Here is a 22,361-nt window from a genome sequence, read left to right as displayed (position 1 = left end):
CCCCGCCACCCCCCCCGGCACGCCACCCCCCCACGACCCCGCGCCGGGGGGGCGCCCCGCCCCCCCCCCGGCCGCGGAACGCGGCGCCGCCCGCCGGCCCGCCGGCCCGCCGGCCGACCCGGGCGCGGACGCACCGAACGGTCGTCGCGCGGTCCGGCCCGGGTCGGGATCCACCGGAGAGCACGCCCTCACCTACCCCCCGCCGCCCGGTGACCGCCCCGCCCGTGGGCGGGGCGCTGCGGCGGTGCCGACTCCGGACCCCACTGTCCAGCGCGGCCGTGCCGTGGCGGGGCCCGGCCCGGACGCACCGCCCGCCCCGGACCCGACCGGCCGACGACGGCGTGGACCGGCCGAACCCGGTCCCGACGGTACGGCTGTCCCCGGCCGACCCGGGCCGGTGAGCGACCACGGCGACGACCCCTACGCCGGTGGTCGACCCGGCGCCGGTCCCGCCGCTCGGGGCGCTGCCCGCTCCGTCCCACCGGGCCGGGCCCGCCCCATCCCGGGCGACGCGCCGGCACCCGGCGCCGCGCGCCGTGGCGCTGACGGCCCCCTGCGCCCCGGCCCGGGTGGCGATGCGGCACCCCGGGACGCGACCCGTCCGGACGGTCCGGCTCGTGCGGCAGTGCCGCCGGGTGTCGACGGTCCGCCACGTTCCCGTCCGGACGGTCCGGCTCGTGCCGCCGTCCGCCCACCCGGCGGGCAACCGCCAACCGACGACCGGACGACCGGTGAGCCCGGGCCGGCCCGTGCTGCCGCGCCGGCCGGGCGACCCGCGCCGGCCGACCGTGCCGCCGGACGCGCAGCGCCTCCGAATCGGGAGCCCGGCCGTGCCGAGCCGAGCGGTGTCGCGCCCGTGCCGCCGCCCGGACGCGCCGCCGAGCCCGTCGGCGTGGCCCGCGCCGCCGCCGTGGTGCCCTCAGTGCCTGGCCCGGTGGACCGGCCGGAACCGGAACCCTCCGACGGGCCGCCGCTGCGCCCGGCCGGTCAGGACGCGCCGGACGACGACGCCGCACCGGGCGCCCGCTCCGAGGAACGCCGGCAGACCCGTGAACGACGCCGCCTTCGCGCGGCGGTGTTGGTGCTGGTCAGCGTCGTGCTGCTCGGCGCGCTGCCGCTCTTCTTCGGCATCCGGACGCTGAGCCGTGACCCGGTCTTCGACAACCTCGACCAGCTCGGCGTGCCCGGCTGGGCGGCCGCGAAGACTGTCGACGACGTCAGCGGCAGCCGCTGGTGCCTGCTCGACTGCCGGCTGCGGGAGCGCACGGTGACCTCGGAGAAGGCGCCAAAGGAGACGGCGCAGGTCTACGAGGACGCGCTGCGCCAGGATGGGTGGCAGCCGTGGAAGGTGAGCCGCTGCCCGGAGCAGCAGACGAAGGGCAGCTACACCTGCTGGCGTCGCGACGAGTTGACCCTCGACCTGTGGGTCCGCGAACCGACCTGTGTGCCGCCGCCGGTGGACGGCGAGCCGGCGATCGTGCCGTCCGGCGACCCGTCGGCCGCTGCGACCGAGTGCACCGGCTCGTTGGTGTCGGTGAAGGTGCGCAATGCGATAGACGACGAGCGGACCAGGCCGCAGCCGACCACCGACCCGTCACTGACCGGTGAGGATCCGTTCCCAACTGTCAGTGCGGATCCGCTGGGTGAGCTGACACCCTCACCGTCCTGAGCCGGTCTCCATCACGGACGGTAGGGTCTGGGGCTGGCGGGCACGCCCGTCACCGGTGACCGCCGAGGGCTCGGCGGCCGGTACGGGTGGCATGGTTGTGCGTTCCGGGGACGTCGGGTCCTGCGGAACTTCTGCTTGAGGAGGACAGGCGTGGGCGACATTGGAGCGATCGCGGCGCTGATCGCGGCATCCGCGTTCGCGGTGCTGGTGCTCATCCTGACGCTGCCCATCCTGCGGCTGCGGCACACGGTTGACGCCACCACCCGCATGATCAACGACCTGAACGACCGGACCGCGCCGCTGCTCGGTGACGTGAACACCACTGTGAAGAACGTCAACACCGCCCTGGAGCAGGTGCAGACCTCGCTCGACGGTGTGAACCTCCAACTGGCGAAGGTCGACACCATGACCAGCCACGCGCAGAACGTCACCGCCAACGTCGCCAACCTCGCCACTGTCGTCTCCGCCGCGGCCGCCAACCCCCTGGTCAAGGTTGCCGCGTTCGGCTACGGCGTGCGCAAGGCCGCCGCCGGCCGCCGGCACGCCGAGACCGAGCGCGAGGTACGCGACACCATCAAGCAGCAGCGACGGGCCGCGCGACGCGGCAACAGCTGACCGACCCGGCGCACCAGGAGGTAGCGGGACATGAGGCGCTTGTTCTGGCTCGGCATCGGGGTGGCCGTCGGGGTGATCGTGGTCCGCAAGGCGACCCGGACCGCGCAGGCGTACACGCCGGCGGGCATCGCCAGCTCGCTGACGGAATCCGCTGGCGGGCTCGTCGAGTCGCTGCGTAGTTTCGTGGAGGACGTCCGGGTCGGGATGGCCGAACGCGAGCAGGAGATCCACCACGCGTTCGCCCAGGGCGAGGCGTTCGACGACAAGTTCGCCGACCTGCGGGAAGACCCGCGAATCGGCGATCGAGAAATCTTTCCGGAGGAACACCAGCGATGAAGACGGCGGAGATCAAGCGGCGGTACCTCGCGCACTTCGAGGCGAATGGCCACACCGTGGTGCCGTCCGCTCCGCTGCCCGCCATCAGCGACCCGAACCTGCTGTTCGTCAACGCCGGCATGGTGCAGTTCGTCCCGTACTTCCTGGGTCAGCAGACGCCCGCGTACCAGCGGGCGGTGAGCGTGCAGAAGTGCATCCGTACCCCGGACATCGACGAGGTCGGTAAGACCAGCCGGCACGGCACGTTCTTCCAGATGAACGGCAACTTCTCCTTCGGTGACTACTTCAAGGCCGGCGCGATCCCGCTGGCCTGGGAGTTGTCCACGAAGCCGATCGCCGAGGGTGGGTACGGGCTGGATCCGGAGCGGATCTGGCCGACGATCTACCTCGACGACGACGAGGCGTACGAGATCTGGCGGTCGGTCGGCGTGCCGGCCGAACGGATCGTGCGCCGGGGCAAGGCTGACAACTTCTGGTCGATGGGCATTCCCGGGCCGTGCGGTCCGTCGTCGGAGCTGTTCTACGACCGGGGCCCGGAGTACGGCCGCGAGGGCGGCCCGGCGGTCGACGAGGACCGGTACATGGAGTACTGGAACCTCGTGTTCATGCAGTTCGAGCGGGGTCCGGGCACGACCAAGGAGGACTACCCGATCCTGGGTGACCTGCCGGCGAAGAACATCGACACCGGCATGGGCCTGGAGCGGATGGCCTCGATCCTGCAGGGTGTCGACAACCTGTACGAGATCGACGAGGTCCGGCCGATCCTGGCCCGGGCGGCGGAGTTGACTGGCAAGCGGTACGGCGCGCACTCCGGGCATGTGGCCAGCGAGTCGCACCCGGACGACGTCCGGCTGCGGGTGATCGCCGATCACGTGCGCACGGCGTTGATGCTGATCGGCGACGGCGTGACCCCGTCCAACGAGGGCCGCGGCTACGTGCTGCGCCGGATCATGCGCCGGGCGATCCGGTCGATCCGGTTGCTGGGCTGGCAGGACCGGGCGCTGCCCGAGCTGCTGCCGGTGGCGCGGGACTGCATGGCGCCGTCGTACCCGGAGCTGGCCACCGACTTCGACCGGATCGCTGATTACGCGTACGCGGAGGAGGAGGCGTTCCTGTCCACTCTGCGGGCGGGCACCACGATCCTGGACACCGCGATCGCGGAGACCCGTACGGCGGGTGGCTCGGCGTTGTCCGGCGCGAAGGCGTTCCAGCTGCACGACACCTACGGCTTCCCGATCGATCTGACTCTGGAGATCGCCGCGGAGCAGGGCCTCACCGTCGACGACGAGGGGTTCCGGCGGCTGATGGCCGACCAGCGGACCCGGGCGAAGGCGGACGCGCAGGCCCGCAAGACCGGGCACGTCGACCTGTCGGCGTACCGGTCGGTGCTCGACGCGGGTGGTCCCGTGACGTTCACCGGCTACAGCGAGGTGTCCCGCGAGTCGACGGTGCGGGCGCTGCTCGGCGCCGACGGCCCACGCCAGGCGGCGACCGAGGGCGACACCATCGAGCTGGTGCTGGACACCACCCCGTTCTACGCCGAGGGCGGTGGTCAGCAGCCCGACCACGGCATGATCACGGTTGGTGGCGGGCAGGTCGAGGTGCTCGACGTGCAGCAGCCGGTGCCCGGCCTGATCGTGCACCGCGCCCGGGTGGTCCGGGGTGAGGTGCGCGCCGGTGAGGCCGGCTTCGCCGAGATCGACGCGACGCGGCGTCGGGCGATCTCCCGGTCGCACACCGCCACGCACCTGGTGCACCAGACCATGCGCAACTTCCTCGGCGAGTCGGCCACGCAGGCCGGGTCGCTGAACGCTCCCGGTCGGCTCCGGTTCGACTTCAACACCCCGACCGGGGTGTCGCCGAGCGTCCTGCACGACGTGGAGCAGCAGGTCAACGAGGTGCTCCTGGCCGACCTGGAGGTGCACGCCTTCATCACCTCATTGGAGGAGGCGCGGCGGATCGGCGCGATGGCGCTCTTCGGCGAGAAGTACGGCGAGGAGGTGCGGGTCGTCGAGGTGGGTGACTATGCCCGGGAGCTGTGCGGCGGCACGCACGTGGCCCGTTCGGCCCAGCTCGGCCTAGTGAAGATCCTCTCCGAGTCGTCTATCGGTTCCGGCGTGCGCCGGGTCGAGGCGTTGGTCGGCATGGACGCCTTCGGGTTCCTGGCCAAGGAGCACCTGCTGGTCTCCCGGTTGGCCGAGCTGTACCGGGTGCCGAACGATCAGGTCGCCGACCGGGTGGAGCAGACCGTCACCCAGCTTCGGGACGCTGAGAAGGAGTTGGAGAAGCTGCGGGCCCAGCTGGTGCTGGGTGGCGCGGCGGCGCTCGCGGCGCAGGCCAAGGACGTGCGCGGGGTCGCGTACGTGGGCACCGAGGCGCCGGAGGGCGCGGCCGGCAACGACGTGCGCACCCTGGCCCAGGAGATCCGCGGCAAGATCGACCCAGCGCGGCCGGCGGTCGTGGCGGTGGCGGCGCGGTCGAACGGCAAGGCGTCGCTGGTGGTGGCGGTCAACGCGGCGGCCCGCAGCCGGGGCCTGGCCGCGTCGGATCTGGTGAAGGCGGCGTTCTCCGGGCGCGGCGGTGGCAGCCCCGACCTGGCTCAGGGTGGCGGTCTGCCAGCTGCCGAGGCGCCGAACCTGCTGCTCACCGTCGAGAAGGCGATCACCGAGGCGTGATAGATCATCACTGTGAGTCAGGGCGGGCCGATTGGTCCGCCCTGGTTCGTTACCGGCCGGTGGTGACGTTCGGTGGCTGAGTCGACGCGTGGTGTGCGGATCGGCGTGGATGTCGGTCAGGTGCGGGTGGGCGTGTCCCGCTCGGATCCGGACGGGATCCTGGCAACGCCGCTGGTCACCCTGGCCCGCGATCTCACGGCAGCGCCGGACGCGGTGCCGAGCGACCTCGCGGAGCTGGCCGCGCTGGTGGCCGAACACGAAGCCGTCGGGGTTGTCGTCGGTCTTCCGGTCAATCTCGCCGGCAAGCACGGCCCTGCGGCCGTCCATGTGAAGGCGTACGCTGACCGACTGGTCGATGTGATAGCGCCTGTCCCGGTAACGCTCACTGACGAGAGGATGTCGACCGTGGTCGCTTCTCGTAGGCTTGCCGAGCGTGGCGTCCGAGGTAAACGTCAACGTGCGGTTGTCGATCAGGCGGCCGCGGTGGAGATCCTGCAGAGCTGGCTGGACGCGCAGCGGAGGCGGACGTAATGATCGACGATCTGGATCTTGGGTTCGACGAGCCGGAGCGGGGGGAGAAGGGTCGGCACCGGCGCGGCTTCCGCAAGGGCAAGAGCGGGTCCGGCGGCGGCCGGGGCAAGACGTTCCTGGCCCTGCTGATGGCCCTGTTCCTGTTGGGCGGCATCGGCGGCGGCGCGTTCTACGGCTTCGACCGCATCCAGAACTACTTCGTCACCCCCGACTACGACGGCAGCGGGGCCGGTGAGGTCACCGTCGAGATCAAGAACGGCGCGTTGATCGCCGACATGGCTGACGCCCTCGTCGCGGCGGACGTGGTGAAGAGCCAGAAGGCGTTCATCGAGGCGGCCGAGGCCAACTCGCGCAGCAAGAACATCCAGCCGGGCACGTACAAGCTGCGCAAGCAGATGAGCGGCACTAACGCGGTGACCGCGATGCTCGACCTGAAGAACAAGATCGTCAACGGGCTGACCATCCCTGAGGGCCGCACCAGCTTCAACATCTACAAGTTGCTCTCCGAGAAGACCAAGATCCCGGTCAAGGACTTCCAGGCCGCCGCGAAGGACCCGGAAGGGCTCGGCGTTCCGGACTGGTGGTTCGCGCGCGGCGACGGCAAGAAGAGCGTCAAGTCCGTCGAGGGCTTCCTCTTCCCGGACACGTACGAGATCCCGCCGAAGTCCACCGCCGAGAGCATCCTCAAGCTGATGGTGAACCGCTTCCTGTCGGTGACGGGGGAGATGAAGTTCGCCGACCGGGTGCAGGAGGAACGCAAGGTCAGCCCGTACGAGGCGCTGATCGTGGCCTCCCTCGCCCAGGCCGAGGCGGGCAACAAGGACGACCTCGGCAAGGTCGCCAGGGTGGCCTACAACCGCGCGTACGGCGAGTTCGACTGCAACTGCCTGGAAATGGACGTCACCGTCAACTACTACCTGGAGTCGATCGGTAAGCCGACCAAGTCGTCCAAGCAGATGACGGCGGCCGAACTGGACGATCCGAAGAACCCGTACAACCGCAAGCTGCGTGGCATGATCCCCACCCCGATCAACAACCCCGGTAAGCAGGCCCTGGAAGGCGCGATGGACACGCCGACCGGCAAGTGGCTCTACTTCGTGGCCATCGACAACAAGGGTCACTCCGCGTTCGCCGAGACCTACGAGCAGCACCAGCGCAACGAGAACAAGGCTCGGGAGGCTGGCATCATCTGACCGGCCGGGTCACGCCGTAAAGGCTCCCTTCCCATTGCGACCGCAATTATGGTCGCCGCCGGGAAGGGAGCCTCTGTGGTTCAGTTTCCCTTTGTGATCGGCGCTTCCGTCGCCGAAATGCTTTTACCAACGTCGATGGGAATGTCACGCGATGACGCGGTCGCCAGGGGTGGCCGAAGGGCCGGTTGCCTGGTGCCGGGGCCGGAGTGCTGGGTACTGTCGATTCCGACAGGCGCGCGAGAGCGGGGAAGTGATGTCGACAGTGACCGGGCCGCCTGCCGCGACCGGCGGTGATCGTGTCGATCCGTAGGGCCGCGGTGCTGGGCAAGCCGATCGCGCACTCCCTCTCCCCGGTGATCCACACCGCGGGTTACGTCGCCGCAGGGCTGACCGGGTGGTCGTACACCCGGATCGAGTGCGCGGCGGCGGAGCTGCCGGATCTGGTCGCCGGCCTGGGCCCGGAGTGGGCCGGGTTGTCGGTGACCATGCCGGGCAAGGAAGCGGCGCTCGCCGTGGCCGACGCAGCCTCCCCGGTCGCCGCCGCCGTCGGCGCGGCAAACACGTTGGTACGCCGTCCGGACGGCTCCTGGTACGCGGACAACACCGACGTCGCCGGCATGGTGCGGGTGCTCACCGATGCCGGCGTGACCGCCGGTGCCACCGTCACGGTGCTCGGCGCCGGGGGGACCGCCCGCGCCGCGCTCGCCGCCGCCGCGCAGCTCGCGTGCGCGGCGGTGACGGTGGTGGCCCGCCGACCCGAGGCGGTCGACGAGCTGCGCCCGGTGGCCGGCGCGCTGGGTGTCGCGCTGACGTTCGCTGCGTGGGCTGACGCCCCCCGGCAGTTCGTCGCCGCCGACGTGGTCGTCTCCACGGTGCCCAAGGGGGTCGCCGACCCGCTGGCCGGCGCGGTGGCCTGGCGGCCGGGCGCCGTGTACTTCGATGCGCTCTACGACCCGTGGCCGACCCCGCTGGCGACGGCCGCGAACGGGGCCGGATGCCGGATCGTCTCCGGTCTGGATCTGCTGCTGGCCCAGGCCGTCGGGCAGTTCGAGCAGTTCACCGGCGTGCCCGCGCCGAGGGCGGCGATGGCTGCCGCGCTGACTGCCGCTCGCGCCGGCTGACGGACCGCACAGGCAGCCCCACCATCGAGGGCGTTGATTGCGAACGGGGTTCCGGGGCGGCGTTTGCGCGCCGGCGGGCCGCGGTACTACTACGCCATGCGGGCGGATGAGCGAACTGAGGGGCCGTACAGCAAGAGCACGATGCGCGTTCTCGGTGCGGCATCCGTCGCACTGAGCATCCTCGTCGTGGTCTGGGGAGCGGTGGAGGTGGCCACCGGCGGCGAGAGCGGTGTCCGGATGATCGTCATCGGGGGGATCTGCGCGGTGGTGACAGCCATCGCCATTCCACTGGCGATCCGACGCGGTCGCCTGTAGCCGCACCGGCTGGCAGGCCCCAACCCGGGCCGTTGACTCCGCGCGTGCTCCCCGGGCAAGGTGTGTGGCGGGCTTGTGGTCGCACCTGCGGCCAGCGGCAGTGATTTCCCCGAGGCGTTTCTTAGCTGACGATTAAGACGCGCTTACGGAAAACTGTCCTACCTGCCACATGTCCTGGTCATCGATACGCTGCTCACCGTTACGGACGCAGACACAGGGAGTTTCCTTGACCAGGCACGGACTGCACCGCATCACCCGGTTCCGCTCCGGACCCCGGCGTAAGGCGATTGCCATCGGCGTGGTCGGCGGTTCGGTGGTGGCCGGCATCGTGGCGACGATGATGCCGCTGCTGGCCAGCGACGACCTGTCGATCCGGGCGGCGGCCGACACCACCGCCACCGCTGTCTCGCAGGACGGTGACAACTCTGCCAAGTCGACCCTCGCGACCTGCGCGACGCGCTGCGACGGCAACCCGCGCGGTGGCCGCGAGGCGGTCATCGAGTTCGCCGTCACCACGGTGCCGGCCACCGCTGTCAACATCCGGGCGACGCTGCGGGTGCACGCCTGGCAGCAGTTCGCCGCCACGGTGACGGCGCACGCGTCGCCGCTGAGCGCCCGCGAGTCGCGGCCGCCGCTGACGTCCGCCGGTGCCGCGCTGGACAGCGTGACAAGCGTGTCCAAGGGCGTCAACGAGTGGGACGTCTCCAAGCTGGTCACCGGCAACGGCACCTGGACGGTCTCGTTGGCGCAGAGCGGCCTGGAGAGCCGGATCTACTGGGCGTCGGTCGAGAACCGCAACCCGGACCTGCGGCCCAGCCTGCTGATCAGCTACGACCTCGGGTCCCGGCCGTCGCCGGTGACCCCCACCCGGCCGGCACCGCCGCCGTCGCCGAGCGCGTCGCCGACCACCGCCGCGCCGAAGCCGTCGCCGACCATCGCCCCGACCCGGACGGCGACCCCGAGCGCCAGCGGCACCCTCCCGTCCGGCAAGTGTGGGTCCGTCTCGGACAAGCTCGTCCCGTCCTGTGGCGCCTGGTGGGGCATGTACTCGCCCGCCGGGGCGGCCGGTGGCTGGGATCACGGCAAGGCAGTCGTCGACGTGGAGACGCAGGTCGGGCGCAAGTTCGACATCGTGCACCGCTACCACGACTTCTCCAACGCCGGCAGCAACGGCGCCTTCCCCGACATGTACGAGCAGCAGCAGATGCGCGAAGGCCGGTTGATGTTCTTCGCCTGGGAGTCGCGTGACTTCTCCGCCGGCACCACCCTCAAGTGGTCGGACGTCTACGGCGGCAAGCAGGACGACACCATCGACGCGGTCGCGGGCCGGATCAAGGCCACCGGCGTTCCGGTCTTCATCGGCTTCGACCACGAGCCGGAGGACGAGCCGAACAAGGGCAGCGACGCCGACTTCGTCAGGGCCTGGCGCTACGTCCACCAGCGGTTCGCCAACGCAGGCGCGACGAACGCGGTCTGGGTCTGGACGATGATGGGCTGGTCCGGGCACTACTCCCGGTACGCCGGCCTGTACCCGGGCGACCAGTACGTCGACTGGGTGGCCTACGACCCGTACAACTTCCACGTCTGCAACGGCAGCACCGTGTGGAAGAGCCCGAGCACAACTGTCGGTGGCTTCTACCGGTGGCTGGACGACAACGGCATCGGCGCGGGCAAGCCCCGGATGCTCGCCGAGTTCGGCACCAACTTCAACTCCGCCGACCTGGGCGCCAAGCAGCGCTGGTTCCAGGAGTTCCCGGCAGCGCTGAAGGCGCACCCGAAGATCAAGGCGGCGATCTACTTCAACTCGGCCGGCATGACCAGCCGCACGTCGACCTGCGACATGACGATGAACCACGACGCCTCGGCGGTGGCCGGCTTCGCGAAGGCCGGCCAGGACCCCTACCTGCGGCAACCCACCGGAGGTAACCGCTGACGTTCGAACCGGGCTGACCGGACGGCGGTCGCCGGGGGGTCGGACAACCGATCCTCCGGCGTTCTGTCGGCTTGCGGATTCATGCACCGCCCAATCGGCGGATTTTGTTAACCAGGCTGGACGAGGCACGCTACCTCGGGTTCTCATCCAATCTGGAGGCGCAGCGTGCCCAAACTCTCGCACTTGTGGCGTTTTGCAGGACGACGTCGTACTCGGGCGGGGATGGTCGCGTTGGCGATCATCGCCGCAGCTCTGGGCGTGCCCACTACCGCGTCGGCCGCCGTGGTGCCGGTCCCGACCACGGCGACCCTGGTGTCGGCGAACCCCGCCGACGCGACCCCGCACGCCCGAGACGGTGAGACCCGTGCCTTCGCGCAGGTGGGCAACACTGTCTTCGTCGGCGGCAGCTTCACCCAGCTCCGGCAGACCGCCAGTTCCGCGTGGATCACCCAGCGCTACCTCTTCGCGTACGACCGGACCACCGGCACCATGTCGACCACCTTCCTGCCGGTGCTCGACGGCGCTGTCAACACCCTCGTCGCCGGCCCCGGCGGCACGCTGATCGTCGGCGGCACCTTCAAGAACGTCAACGGTGTCTCCCGGAAGAACCTGGTGGCGCTCAACCCGTCGACCGGCGCGATCATCGACAGCTGGGTCGGGCGCTCCGACGGCGGCACGGTCCGCGACCTGGCGCTGGACGGCAACTGGCTCTACGTGGCCGGGGCATTCAACTGGCTCAACGGCACCGCGCACGCCGGTCTCGGCCGGCTCAACGCGACCACCGGCGCGATCGACCCGAGCTTCAGCATCGACGCCACTGTGGGACGGCACAGCACCACGTCGTACGTCTGGACCATCGACGTCGCGCCGGACGGCGACACCCTGGTCGTCGGCGGCAACTTCACGCTCGTGAACGACCTGCCGCGCAACCAGATCGCACTGGTGGACGTCTCCGCGACGCCCACGCTGATCGACTGGAGCAGCGACAAGTTCGTCGCGCCGTGCGCGTCACCGGCGACCTTCGTGCACTACGTGCAGGACGTGAAGTTCGGCGGCGACGGCACCTGGTTCGTGGTCGGCACCAACGGCGGCGCCGGCTGGCCGTCCGCGTACTGCGACGCCCTGGTCCGCTTCGAGACCGGGGCGCGGGGCGGCGGCCAGCTCGCCACCTGGGTCGACTTCACCGGCAACGACACCATCACCTCTGTCGAGGTGGCGGACAACGTGATCTACCTGGGCGGGCACTTCCGCTGGCTGAACAACCCGAACGCCAGCGACAACGCGGGCGCGGGCGCGATCGACCGGCTCGGCATCGCCGCCGTCACCCCGGCGACCGGTATGCCGGTGAACTGGAACCCGCGCCGCAGCGGCAGCGCGTCGATGCCGTCGGGCACCAGCAGCTGGGGTTCGGCGGTGCCCGTGCTCTGGCGCGGTTCGGACGGCCTCTACTTCGGGCACAACTCCGATGGCATGGGCGAGGAGTACCACGGCCGGCTCGGCATGTTCCCGCTCGCCGGCGGACGCACCTTCACGGCGAAGAACCCGCCGTCGGCCACCACCGGCAACCTCTACCTCGGCACCGCCTCGGGCACCGTGGCGAAGGTGCCGTTCGACGGCACCGCGCTGGGCACCGCTACCAGCGTCAGCCAGCCCGCTTACACGGCGGCCGGCGCGACCTGGCGGGTGGACGACCGGATCTACTGGTCGCACACTGTGGCCGGCACGCCCACCGGCAGTCGGATCGACATCTCGCTCTTCAACGGAGGCGCGATCGGCTCGCCGTGGGAGGCGTCCGGCTACAACGACTGGTACAACCCGGCGTTGCTGACCGGCGCCTTCTTCCTCGACGGCCGGCTCTACTACACCCGTACCGGGGCGAACAGCCTCTACTACCGCTACTTCGAGATCGACGGCAACTACCTGGGCGCCACCGAGTTCGCCCTGCCGACGACGGGCGTTACCTGGTCCGCGGTGCGGGGCATGGCCTGGGTGGGTGGCCGGATCGTCTACGGCTCCACCGACGGCGCGCTGCGCAGCGTGCCGTTCGACCCGACGGCCGCGCCGAGCGCGGTGGTCAGCGGCACCACGGCGACCGTGATCAGCAGCGCGACGCCCGAGTTGTCCTGGTCTACCCCATCGACATTCTTCTCCGTACAGTAAGGGTCAACCGTTCGTAACGGAGCATCGGTAGATTGTTCACGTTGGGCCGGTGGCGGTACCCACCGCCGCCGGCCCGCGATGGTGGGGGAGGGTCGTTGCTCGGCGCCGCTGGCATCCGAACGAGACGTGTGGTGCGTCTGGTCTTCGCGGTCAAACGCGGCTGGTATCAGCTCCGTTATCGACGGTTGACGCTTGGTCGGGACGTGGAGATCCGGGGCCGCATCCGGTTGCGACGCGGGGTGCGGGTGACAATTGGCGACCGCACCCGGTTGAACAAACTCGTCCGCTTCGCCGGCCCCGGCGAGGTACGCGTCGGCGCTGACTGTCTGCTCAACGCCACCTGGATCGGCACCTGGACGTCGGTCACAGTGGGCGACCGGTGCCTCCTGTCGGACTGCGAGTTGCTCGACAACGACTTCCACAACCTGCCCCCCGAGCAGCGGCACGCCCCGCCCGGCCCGCTCACCCGTGCCCCGATCGTTCTCGAGGAGAACGTCTGGGTCGGTGCGCACGCCCTGGTCCTGAAGGGCGTGCGGGTCGGCCGGGACAGCGTCGTCGGCGCGGCGACGGTGGTCCGCACGGACGTACCGCCCGGCGTCGTGGTCGTCGGTAATCCTCAACAGACGGTGAAGAAGTTCCATGACTGATGCAGCGCCCGCCCCCTGGCCCACGGACGGCCCGTCCTCCGGCACCTCGCGTGCCGTGACACTGACCGACCTGCTGCGGGTGCCGATGCACCGGCTGCGGTTGGTGGCGGCGGTCGCCATGGTCGGTCTGCTCGCCGCGCTCGGCTACGTGCTGCTGGTGCCGGCGGCGCTGTCCGCGAGCGCCGTTGTCGCAGTCCGGCCGGTGGTGACCGACGCCTTCACCCCCAGCGGCGCCGGCGCCGACCGCGCGGTCAACATGAACGTGGAGAGCGGCATCGCCACCGGCACCGAGGTGGTGCAGCGGCTCGCCGACTCGGCCGGTGGCGACCCGCGCGACATCCGTGACGCGCTCGAGGTCGAGGTGCCCACCGGTGGGCAGATCCTGCGCTTCACCTACCAGGCGGGCGAGGCGCACCAGGCCGTGCAGAGCGCCAACATGGCCGCCGAGGCCTACCTGAGCGTGCGCCGCACAATGTACGAGCAGCAGCGCGCCGAGATGCTGCGCTCCTACGACGCCAGCATCACCAAGGTCGCCGCCCAGCAGACCGCCCTGCAGAAGCGGGCGAACACCGCCAAGGACACCGCCGCCGGTGACGCGCTGGTGGCCGAGCTGGCCGGGATCAACAACCAGCTCACCCAGCTCAACGCCGCCCGCACCGAGATCGCGGCGGTCGACGTCAACCCCGGCTGGGTCACCCAGACCGCGGAGAAGGCGCTGGTCACCTCCGCCGGGCACCGGCCGCTCTACCTGGTCGCCGGCCTGCTCGGTGGCGCGCTGATCGGCATCGTGCTGGCGTACCTCTGGGAGTCGACCGACCGGAGGGTCCGCTCGGTCGCCGACGGTCGGGAGGCCTCCGGCCTGCCGCTGCTCGGCACCGTACGCCGACCGGCGTTCCGGGGCAGCCCCCGGGCGGTCGACGCCGACGTCCGGTACGTGGCGATGGCGGTCGCCGAGCGGGTCCGGCAGCCGGCCCGGGTGGCGCTGGTCACCGCCCGGGAGGACGCCACGGCGCTCACCGCCGGGCTCGCTGTGGCGCTCGCCGTGGACGGCCGGGAGGTCTTCGTCGCCGACGACAGCGGACGGATCGAGCGGCTACGGGCCACCGTTCTCGCCGACCGGGGGCGGCTGCCCATCGACCCGTCCCGGCCGCTGGTGCCCAAGCCCCGGCCGGCCGGCAGCACACCACCCGCGGCGGCTGCCGCCACGGAGAGCACGCCCGCCCGTCGGCCCTCCCCGCACCCGCCCGGTGCCCGCCCGTCCACCGACCCCGATGCCACACTCACGCTGCCGAGGGTGTCGTCCGCCCGCCCGGAGAACAGTCGCGTCGTCACCCCCGACGAGATTGTCGTGGGTGTGGGCAGTGTCCGGTTCGGCACCTGGCGGCAGGGCGCGGACCACGGCCTGGTCCTGTTCAACGCCCCGCCGGCCGAGTCCGACGAGCGCGGCGTGGCAGTGGCCCGGCAGGGCAGCGCGGTGGTGGTCGTGGAGCGCGACCGCACCCGGCAGAGTGACCTGCGACGCCTGGTGCAGCGGTTGCGCGCCGCCGGGGTCACCCCGCTGGGCTTCGTGCTCACCCGCAACGGCCGGGCCTGAGCGTGTCGGTGACCCGCGCCCCGGCGACCGAACCACCACCCGGAGGCGCTGCCCAGGAGCCCGCGCCGGTGCCGTCGTTCGCGCCGCCGCAACTGCCGCTCTGGCCGCTGTCGATGATGTTCGGCCTGGTGCCGCTCTGGTGGCTGTTCGGCGCGTTCTACCTCGGCTGGCCGCTGCTGGGCGCGCTGCTGTTCGCGTTGCTGCTCACCCGGGGGCGCGTGCCACTGCCACCGGCGGCCGGCATCTGGCTGCTCTTCCTCGCCATCGTGGTGGTCAGCGCCACCCAGTTGTCGTCGCCCGCCTCACTGCTCACCTTCGCCCTGCGGCTGGCCTTCTACCTGACCGCGTTGGTGGTCGGCGTCTACGTCTACGCGGCCGCCCGGGAACGCGCCAGCCTGGTGGCGGTGCTCACCCCGCTCTGCGCGTTCTGGTTCGGGCTGGTGGCGCTGGGCTGGCTCGGGGTGCTCGTGCCCCGGCTGGCCATGACGACCCCGATGGAGATGCTGCTGCCCGGTGGGGTGGCCAACACCCCGTTCATCCAGGACATGGTGCACCTCACCACCGCTGAGTACAGTGCCCGTTCACTCAACCCGATCTATCGGCCGGCCGCGCCGTTCGCGTACACCAACAACTACGGCAGCGCGTACGCGATGACCCTGCCCTGCGTGGTGGCGTTCGCGATGCTGCGCCGGCAGGGGCTGCTGCGCTGGGCGCTGCTGGCGTCGCTGCCGCTGTCGCTGGCGCCGGCGTTCCTCACCCTCAACCGGGCGATGTTCCTCAGCCTCGGCGCCGGGCTGGCGGTGCTCGGAGTGCGGGCCAGCCTGCGCGGCAACGTCCGGGTGGCCGCGTCCATCGTCGGGGTCGTGGTGATCGGCGGGTTGGCCACGCTGTTCATCCCGATCACCGAGCTGATCAGCAGGCGGGTCGACTCCAGCGACACCAACACCGACCGGCTCTCGCTCTACACCGAGGTGATCCGCCGCGTGCAGGAGTCGCCCTGGTTGGGCTACGGCGCTCCGGTGAACGTCGACACCGTGTCGGCGGCCGCGCCGATCGGCACCCAGGGGCAGCTGTGGATGGTGCTGTTCAGCCACGGCGTACCCGCGCTCATCTGCTTCCTGGCGTGGTTCGTCGCCGCGGCGGTGATCTGCGCGCGGGCGACGTCGGCGGCCGGGCAGTGGCTGGCGGTGGTGCCGGTGGTCTGCCTCGTGCAGGTCCCGTTCTACGGCATGGCGAACCAGAACCTGGCTGTCGCGTTCTTCGCTGTGGCCTTCGCGATGGCGCTCACCGAACGTGAACGGCGGACCCGGTTGGCCGGGTCGTCGCCGACGCCCGCGGCGGTGCCCGCGTGACCGCCGCGACCCGTCCGTCGGCCGGCGCCGACGAGGGCCGGTCCACGCTAACCCCGGTCGAGGGTCAGGCCGCGTCGTCGCCCGCCGGGGACACCGGCTCGGCCGAGACCCGCCGCAGCGCGCGCAGCGGCGTGGCCGGACTGCTCGGCGCGGCCACCAGTGGCCTGTTCGGGTTCGTGCTGGCGGTCGTGATCACCCGAAGCTACGGCCCGGCCGGCGCTGGCGCGTTCTTCGCCGCGATCGGCGTCGTCACGGTGGCCACCGCGATCTGCACGCTCGGCGCGGAAACCGGTCTGATGTGGGCTCTGCCGCGCCGCAGCGCCGGTGTGCGCGGTGATGCCGCCCGGGTGCTGCCGGTGGCGCTGATCCCGCCGCTGGTGACCGGGCTGCTGGTCGCCGGCGCGGGCGTGCTGGCCGCCGACGCCCTCGCGCCCCGACTGCTGGGCGGCTCCGGCGCGAGCGGCGGCGCGCTGCTCACCGTCACGTTCGCCGCGGTGCCGGTGGTGGTCACGATGACCCTGCTGCTGGCCGCGCTGCGCTGCGTGCGGCCCATCCGGGCGTACGTCGGGGTGCAGTTCCTGCTGCTGCCGATCGCCCGCCCGGCGCTGGTCGGCGCGGCCGCGCTGGCCGGTGGTGGCCTGCTCGCCGGCATGACCGGTTGGTTGGTGCCGGCGGCGTTGGCGCTGCTGGCCTGCCTCATCCTCGTCGCCGGCCCGCTCGGGCTGGGCCGGGGCGCGACGCTGCGTCCGCGCCGCGCCGACTGGTCCACGTTCTGGCGCTTCGCGCTGCCCCGGGCCGCCTCGGCGGCCATCGACGCCGGCAGCATGTGGGTGGGCGTGCTGCTCACCTCGGTGCTGGCCGGCCCGGCGGACGCCGGTGTGTTCGGCGCCGTCGGCCGGTACGTGTTGGCCGGTCAACTGGCCATGCAGGGGCTACGGGTGGCGGTGTCGCCGCAGCTGTCCCGGCTGCTCGGGCGAGGCGAGCGGGCCGCGGCGGCGGCGGTGCACCGGCAGTTGACCACCTGGGGGCTGGTGCTGTCCTGGCCGGTGTACCTGCTGCTGGCGGTCTTCGCGCTGGCCTTCCTCCAACTGTTCGGGCCGGAGTTCACCGCCGGCGTGCCGGCGATGACGGTGCTCGGGCTGGCGATGCTCGTCAACACCGGAGTGGGCAACGTGCAGAGCCTGCTCCTGATGGGCGGACGCAGTGGGCTGCACCTGGTCGCCACAGTGGCCGGGTTGACGGTGACCGTCTCGCTGGGTCTCTGGCTGATCCCGCGCTATGGCGCGACGGGCGCGGCGGTGGCCTGGGCGGCCGGCATCGCCACCGAGAACCTCACCGCCGCCGGGTTCGCCCGGTCGGTGGTTCGGGAGCCGCTGTTCGACGCCGCGATGGTGCGTGCCGCGGCGGCCACGATCGCCGGTGTGGGTCTGGCCGCCGGGGTCGGCGTGCTGGTGGGCGGTCGCGGTCTGCCCGGCCTCGCGGTGGCGTTGGCGGTGCTGCTGACCGGCTGCGTCGGCATGTTGACGTTGCCCCGGGTGCGCGCCGGAATCCGGGGGACCATGAGACAGATCCGTGGAGGGGACAACGCGGCCACGGCCGCCGAGCCCACCTCGGCATCGACGAGAGGCAGGTGAGGTTCGGCGTGGTGTCCATCCGTGACCGGGTCAAGCAGTTGGTTCCGACCCAGGTGACCACCCGGGTGAAGGAGTCGCTTGTCGACTACGGCGTTCGCACCAGCGACCGTCGGCCGCTGCCGGACTTCCTGATCATCGGGACCAAACGGGGTGGCACCACCTCCCTGTGGAACTACCTCATCCAGCACCCGTTGGTACCCCGGCTCTTTCCCGCGTGGAACACCAAGTCGGCGCACTACTTCGAGGAGCACTGGGGTCGCGGCGAAGCATGGTACCGCTCGCATTTCCCAACCGAGCGGCAGCGCGAGGCCCTGGCCAAGCGACACGGCGGCCCGGTCCGGGTCGGTGAGGCCGCCCCGCTGTACATGTTCCATCCGCTCGCCGCGCAGCGGGTCGCCGGGCTGATGCCGTCGGTGAAGCTCATCGTGCTGCTGCGGGACCCGGTGGAGCGGGCGTACTCGCACTGGAAGGAACGCCGCACCCACGGCATCGAACCACTGGACTTCGCCGCCGCGCTCGCCGCCGAGCCGGAACGCACGGCGGGGGAGCGGGAGCGGTTGATCGCCGAACCGGAGTCGTTCAGCGAGCCGTACGACTGGTACACGTACCGGGCCCGGGGACGCTACCTGGAGCACCTGGAGCCGTGGCTGGAGCGATTCGACCGGGAGCAGATCCTCTTCCTGCCCAGCGAGCACCTGTACAGCGACTCGCGGGCGACCTACCGACGGACCCTGGACTTCCTTGGTCTGCCGGCGTACGACCTGCCCAACTTCAAGGTCTACAACGATCGGCGCTCGGCACCGCTGGAGCCGAACGTGCGCGCTGAGCTGACCGACTACTACCGGCCGTACAACGACGCCTTGCGTCAACGGCTCGGGCTGGACCTCGACTGGGCGGACCGGGCGGCGTGACGACAGGGGTGGGCCCGGCCACCGACCCGCGTTCACGGGTGGACGGCCTGGGTTGGGTGAGCCGCGCGGTCTTCCCGGACGACCGGGTCGGCCTGACAGTGGCCGGCGCCCCGCCGGCCGGTCATCAGGCGGTGGCGAGGTACGCGGTGGTGCCGTCGGTCGCCCGGGCCCGGTTCCTGGTGCCGTTGGGCGCGCCCCGGGCCGGGGCGGCGTCGTTGTTGGCGTACAACGCCCTGCGGCCACCGAAGGTGCGCGCGCTTCGGGCGGTGCTCGGTGGGCTGGCCCGGTTCGGTCGGGTGGGGCTCGCGCCCTTTCCCACGTTGACCGTCTCGGTGCCGACCGGGGTCCCGGCCGCGGAGCTGCTGCTCAGCGAGCGGCTCTCCGCCGACCTGGGTGACACGCCGCTGCTGGCCGCGTTCGGGGTCCGCCCACCCGACCCGAACGGCAAGCCCACGTTGCAACTCTTCACTGCCGACGGGCGTCCGCGTGGCTACGCGAAGATCGGCTGGAACGACGCGACCCGTGCGCTGGTCAGCGCGGAGGCGGCGGCGCTGCGGGCGTTGCGCGAGGTGGTCGGCGTCGCCGACCATCCGACGCCGCCGCGGCTGCTCACCGAGACGTCGTGGGCGGGCCAGGTGGTGGCGGTGATCGAGCCGTTGCCCCCGGCGGTACGCGGTGTGCCGGTGGACGACCCGCCCCGGATCGCGGCGCTGCTCGCTGTCGCCCGGCGAGGCGACAGGGCGCACGCGCCCCGACCGCTCGCCGACTCGACGTTCCTGCGCCGGCTGGCCGATCAGGCCGGCCGGGCCGCCGCGACCGAGCCGGCCGGTGCGCGGGCGGTCGCCGCGGTCTCGGCGTTGGCCCGCCGGCATGGCGACACCAGCGTCGAGTTCGGTCACTGGCATGGTGACTGGGTGCCGTGGAACCTGGGCTGGCACGCCGGTCGGTTGGTCGCCTGGGACTGGGAGCACAGCGGGCCGGACGTGCCGGTCGGCTTCGATCTGGCGCACGACGCGTTCCAGCGGGCCCTCGTGCTGCGCGGCGAGCCGGCCGACGTGGCCGCGTCGGCGGTGGACGGATGTCTGAGCCGGCACGGCGAGCGGCTCGGCCTCGATGCCGCGCAGCGTCGGCTCGTCGCCGACGCGTACCTGGTGGAGATGTGGTTGCGGACGTGGCGGCTGGCCGACGCGGGCGCGGGCTGGAACGCCGCCCTGCATCCCGCACTCTTGGACGTCATCGAGAAAAGACATAGCGGCTGATCTGGAGGAATCGCGGCGACGACGGTGCGCCGCAGAGTGACGACATAATCGCAGGTGGTGATGACGATCGATGGACCTCGGACGTTCGGTGCACCGCACCGCCCGCTGTGGAGATCGTCATCTCGGCCGGTCGCGCTATTCAACGACCGGGAATCGTGTGATCTGCTTCTGCCTGGCGTGAACTGAAATTCCAAGCGAACTTGTGGGGAGTCGCGTGGACACGAACAACGACGACAGTGGGGCACCGGTGCTGCTGCTGGTCGGCTCCAGCGGCGGCCATCTGGCCCAACTACTGGCCCTGCGGCCCTGGTACGAACAGCGGCGGCGCTGCTGGGTCACCTTCGACACCCCGGAGGCGGTGTCGCTGCTGGCCGGCGAGGACCTGGTGCCTGCGCACCACCCGACCACCCGCAACGTGCCGAACCTGCTGCGCAACGCGCTGCTGGCCTGGCGGGTGCTGCGGGCCCGGCGGGTCGCCGCCGTGGTCACCACCGGCGCCGGGGTGGCGGTGCCGTTCGTGGTGCTGGCCCGGCTGCGGCGCATCCCGACCGTCTACATCGAGGTGTACGACCGGATCGACACCCCGACGTTGACCGCTCGGCTCTGCCGACCGTTCCTGTCCTCGATGCTGGTGCAGTGGGACGAGCAGCGCCGGCAGTACCCCGAGGCGACAGTCGTCGGGACGCTGCTGTGACCGGGGAGACGGGCACCGCCCGGCGTCCGCAACCCCGACCGGCCACCGAGGCGGCCCGCCTGCCGCGCCAGCGCGACAGCTCGGCGGTCGCCCAGCTCCGACTGCTGGTCGCGGTGGGCACCGACAAGCACCCCTTCGACCGGCTGGTCGACTGGTTGGCACAGTGGCACGCGCAGGCTGCCGGCCCGGTCGGGCTGACCATGCAGCACGGGCACACGAAGGCGCCCCAGCTCAGCGGCGCGGTGCCGTTCCTCGGCCACGACGCGTTGCAACAGGCGATGATCGATGCGGATCTGGTGGTCTGCCACGGTGGACCGGCGACCATTCTGGAGGCCCGCCGCCACGGCCACCTGCCCATCGTGGTGCCCCGCGATCCGGCTCGCGGCGAGCACGTCGACAACCATCAGCTCCTCTTCGCCCGCCGGCTCGGCGCCGCCGGGCTGGTGGCGCTCTGCGAGACCCGGGAGGCCCTGCACGACGCGTTGGCCGCCGGGGTGGCAGACCCGTCCCGGTACGCGGTGGCCGCCGACCCGGAGGCACACGAGGCGCGACGGGCGGCGGTGGCCCGGGTCGGGCAGATCGTCGACGACCTGGTGGCCCGTTCGACCCCGCGCCGACCCCGGTGGCGGGCCTGGTCCCGGCCGCGCCCGGGTACGGAGGAGATTCGATGACCCAGCAGCCGACCGTCAGCGTCGTGGTGCCCACCCGGGACCGCCCCGAGCTGCTGCGGGCCGCGGTGCGCGCGATCCTGGCACAGGACTACCCGGGCCGGATCGAGGTCGTCGTGGTGTTCGACCAGTCCGCGCCGGACGAGTCGTTGAACGAGTTGGGCAGCGGCCCGGCCCGTGTGGTGCGGGTGGTCCGCAACGCCCGTACCCCCGGGTTGGCCGGTGCGCGCAACAGCGGCACCCTCGCGGCCGAGGGCGAGCTGGTCGCGTTCTGCGACGACGACGACGAGTGGCTGCCCGGCAAGCTGGCCGCCCAGGTCGACGCGCTGGCCGGCGATCCGGCCGCCGAGTTCGTCTGCTGCGGCATCCGGGTCAACTACGACGGGCACAGCGTCGACCGGGTGCTCGACAAGGACCGGATCACCCTGGACGACCTGCTACGCGACCGGATGACCGAGCTGCACCCGTCGACCTTCCTGATCCGCGCCACCGCGTTGCGCAACGGGTTCGGGCTGGTCGACGAGGAGATCCCGGGCAGCTACGCGGAGGACTACGAGTTCCTGCTGCGGGCCGCCCGCAGCGCGCCGCTGATCAACCTGCGGACGCCGTCGGTGCTGGTCCGCTGGCACAAGCGCTCGTACTTCGCGCAGCGCTGGGACACCATCTCGGAGGCGTTGCAGTGGTTGCTGCAGCGCTACCCGGAGTTCGCCAGTCAACCGGCCGGCGAGGCCCGGGTGGCCGGGCAGATCGCGTTCGCCCAGGCCGCCTCCGGTGACCGCCGGGGCGCGCTGCGGTGGGCCCGGCGCACCCTGCGGAGCAACCCCCGCGAGCCGCGCGCCTACCTGGCCCTCGCCGTCGCCGGTCGGGTGGTCCGGGCCGACGCGGTGCTGCGCACCCTGCACAAGCGCGGTCGGGGGATCTGAGCCGCCGCCGTCGGGTGTCGCGTCGGCGGGTGCAGAGCAAAGGACGCCGGGTCGGCGGGCGGCGGCGTCCGCTGGGCGGGACACGACGGGGAGCGCGCCGCGTCGGTGGCCCGCCGTGACAGACTGACCGC

At 71.8% G+C, this 22,361-nt stretch carries 19 protein-coding genes; all 19 read left to right on the top strand.

Annotated features, from left to right (window positions below; translation table 11 throughout):
- The first annotated feature begins 973 nt into the window (after positions 1–973).
- Positions 974–1,669: a hypothetical protein gene (locus tag AB0B94_RS31780; RefSeq protein ID WP_357289175.1), complete on the top strand. Its 696-nt coding sequence runs from the start codon at positions 974–976 to the stop codon at positions 1,667–1,669.
- 150 nt (positions 1,670–1,819) lie between these two features.
- Positions 1,820–2,284 (top strand): DUF948 domain-containing protein, encoded by a 465-nt coding sequence (locus AB0B94_RS31775; RefSeq protein ID WP_112677951.1) that lies wholly within the window; start codon positions 1,820–1,822, stop codon positions 2,282–2,284.
- A gap of 30 nt (positions 2,285–2,314) precedes the next feature.
- Positions 2,315–2,620, top strand: a complete 306-nt coding sequence (locus tag AB0B94_RS31770) for a hypothetical protein (RefSeq protein ID WP_091401860.1) — start codon at positions 2,315–2,317, stop codon at positions 2,618–2,620.
- Positions 2,617–5,295 (top strand): alanine--tRNA ligase, encoded by a 2,679-nt coding sequence (gene alaS / locus AB0B94_RS31765; RefSeq protein ID WP_357289150.1) that lies wholly within the window; start codon positions 2,617–2,619, stop codon positions 5,293–5,295. Before AB0B94_RS31770 ends, alaS begins: the two co-directional genes overlap by 4 nt.
- Positions 5,296–5,367: 72 nt before the next feature.
- Positions 5,368–5,826 (top strand): Holliday junction resolvase RuvX, encoded by a 459-nt coding sequence (gene ruvX / locus AB0B94_RS31760; RefSeq protein ID WP_238671622.1) that lies wholly within the window; start codon positions 5,368–5,370, stop codon positions 5,824–5,826.
- Positions 5,826–7,019, top strand: coding sequence for an endolytic transglycosylase MltG (mltG, locus tag AB0B94_RS31755; RefSeq protein WP_357289145.1), 1,194 nt, complete (start codon positions 5,826–5,828; stop codon positions 7,017–7,019). The genes ruvX and mltG overlap by 1 nt, the downstream gene beginning before the upstream one ends.
- A 293-nt stretch (positions 7,020–7,312) precedes the next feature.
- Complete coding sequence (locus AB0B94_RS31750) at positions 7,313–8,140, top strand: shikimate dehydrogenase (protein ID WP_357289172.1); 828 nt, start codon at positions 7,313–7,315, stop codon at positions 8,138–8,140.
- Between the two features lie 96 nt (positions 8,141–8,236).
- Positions 8,237–8,455, top strand: a complete 219-nt coding sequence (locus AB0B94_RS31745) for a hypothetical protein (RefSeq protein WP_357289142.1) — start codon at positions 8,237–8,239, stop codon at positions 8,453–8,455.
- Between the two features lie 226 nt (positions 8,456–8,681).
- Positions 8,682–10,388: a glycoside hydrolase gene (locus AB0B94_RS31740; RefSeq protein ID WP_357289139.1), complete on the top strand. Its 1,707-nt coding sequence runs from the start codon at positions 8,682–8,684 to the stop codon at positions 10,386–10,388.
- A 222-nt stretch (positions 10,389–10,610) separates the two neighbouring features.
- Positions 10,611–12,548, top strand: a complete 1,938-nt coding sequence (locus AB0B94_RS31735) for a hypothetical protein (protein WP_357289136.1) — start codon at positions 10,611–10,613, stop codon at positions 12,546–12,548.
- Between the two features lie 128 nt (positions 12,549–12,676).
- Positions 12,677–13,195: a DapH/DapD/GlmU-related protein gene (locus AB0B94_RS31730; protein WP_357289133.1), complete on the top strand. Its 519-nt coding sequence runs from the start codon at positions 12,677–12,679 to the stop codon at positions 13,193–13,195.
- Positions 13,188–14,789 carry a lipopolysaccharide biosynthesis protein gene (locus tag AB0B94_RS31725; protein WP_357289130.1) on the top strand — a complete coding sequence of 534 codons (1,602 nt, stop codon included), beginning with the start codon at positions 13,188–13,190 and terminating at the stop codon, positions 14,787–14,789. The genes AB0B94_RS31730 and AB0B94_RS31725 overlap by 8 nt, the downstream gene beginning before the upstream one ends.
- 8 nt (positions 14,790–14,797) lie before the next feature.
- Entirely contained in the window at positions 14,798–16,141 is a 1,344-nt protein-coding gene (locus AB0B94_RS31720; protein ID WP_357289128.1) for an O-antigen ligase family protein, read from the top strand.
- Positions 16,138–17,775, top strand: coding sequence for a polysaccharide biosynthesis C-terminal domain-containing protein (locus AB0B94_RS31715; protein WP_357289124.1), 1,638 nt, complete (start codon positions 16,138–16,140; stop codon positions 17,773–17,775). Before AB0B94_RS31720 ends, AB0B94_RS31715 begins: the two co-directional genes overlap by 4 nt.
- An 8-nt stretch (positions 17,776–17,783) precedes the next feature.
- Positions 17,784–18,686, top strand: a complete 903-nt coding sequence (locus AB0B94_RS31710) for a sulfotransferase domain-containing protein (protein WP_357289169.1) — start codon at positions 17,784–17,786, stop codon at positions 18,684–18,686.
- Positions 18,683–19,945 carry a hypothetical protein gene (locus AB0B94_RS31705; RefSeq protein ID WP_357289120.1) on the top strand — a complete coding sequence of 421 codons (1,263 nt, stop codon included), beginning with the start codon at positions 18,683–18,685 and terminating at the stop codon, positions 19,943–19,945. The genes AB0B94_RS31710 and AB0B94_RS31705 overlap by 4 nt, the downstream gene beginning before the upstream one ends.
- Positions 19,946–20,159: 214 nt before the next feature.
- Entirely contained in the window at positions 20,160–20,639 is a 480-nt protein-coding gene (locus AB0B94_RS31700) for a UDP-N-acetylglucosamine--LPS N-acetylglucosamine transferase (RefSeq protein WP_238671613.1), read from the top strand.
- The gene (locus AB0B94_RS31695; protein WP_238671612.1) at positions 20,636–21,310 is read left to right on the top strand and encodes a glycosyltransferase; all 675 of its coding nucleotides are present in this window, start codon (positions 20,636–20,638) and stop codon (positions 21,308–21,310) included. Before AB0B94_RS31700 ends, AB0B94_RS31695 begins: the two co-directional genes overlap by 4 nt.
- Positions 21,307–22,230 carry a glycosyltransferase family A protein gene (locus AB0B94_RS31690; protein WP_357289115.1) on the top strand — a complete coding sequence of 308 codons (924 nt, stop codon included), beginning with the start codon at positions 21,307–21,309 and terminating at the stop codon, positions 22,228–22,230. The genes AB0B94_RS31695 and AB0B94_RS31690 overlap by 4 nt, the downstream gene beginning before the upstream one ends.
- The last annotated feature ends 131 nt before the right edge of the window (positions 22,231–22,361 follow it).

The sequence above is a fragment of the Micromonospora sp. NPDC048986 genome, assembly GCF_040649335.1.
GTDB lineage: Bacteria > Actinomycetota > Actinomycetes > Mycobacteriales > Micromonosporaceae > Micromonospora > Micromonospora alfalfae.
Note: the sequence above shows the minus strand (reverse complement) of the source record. Positions and strands in the feature narration are given on the sequence as shown.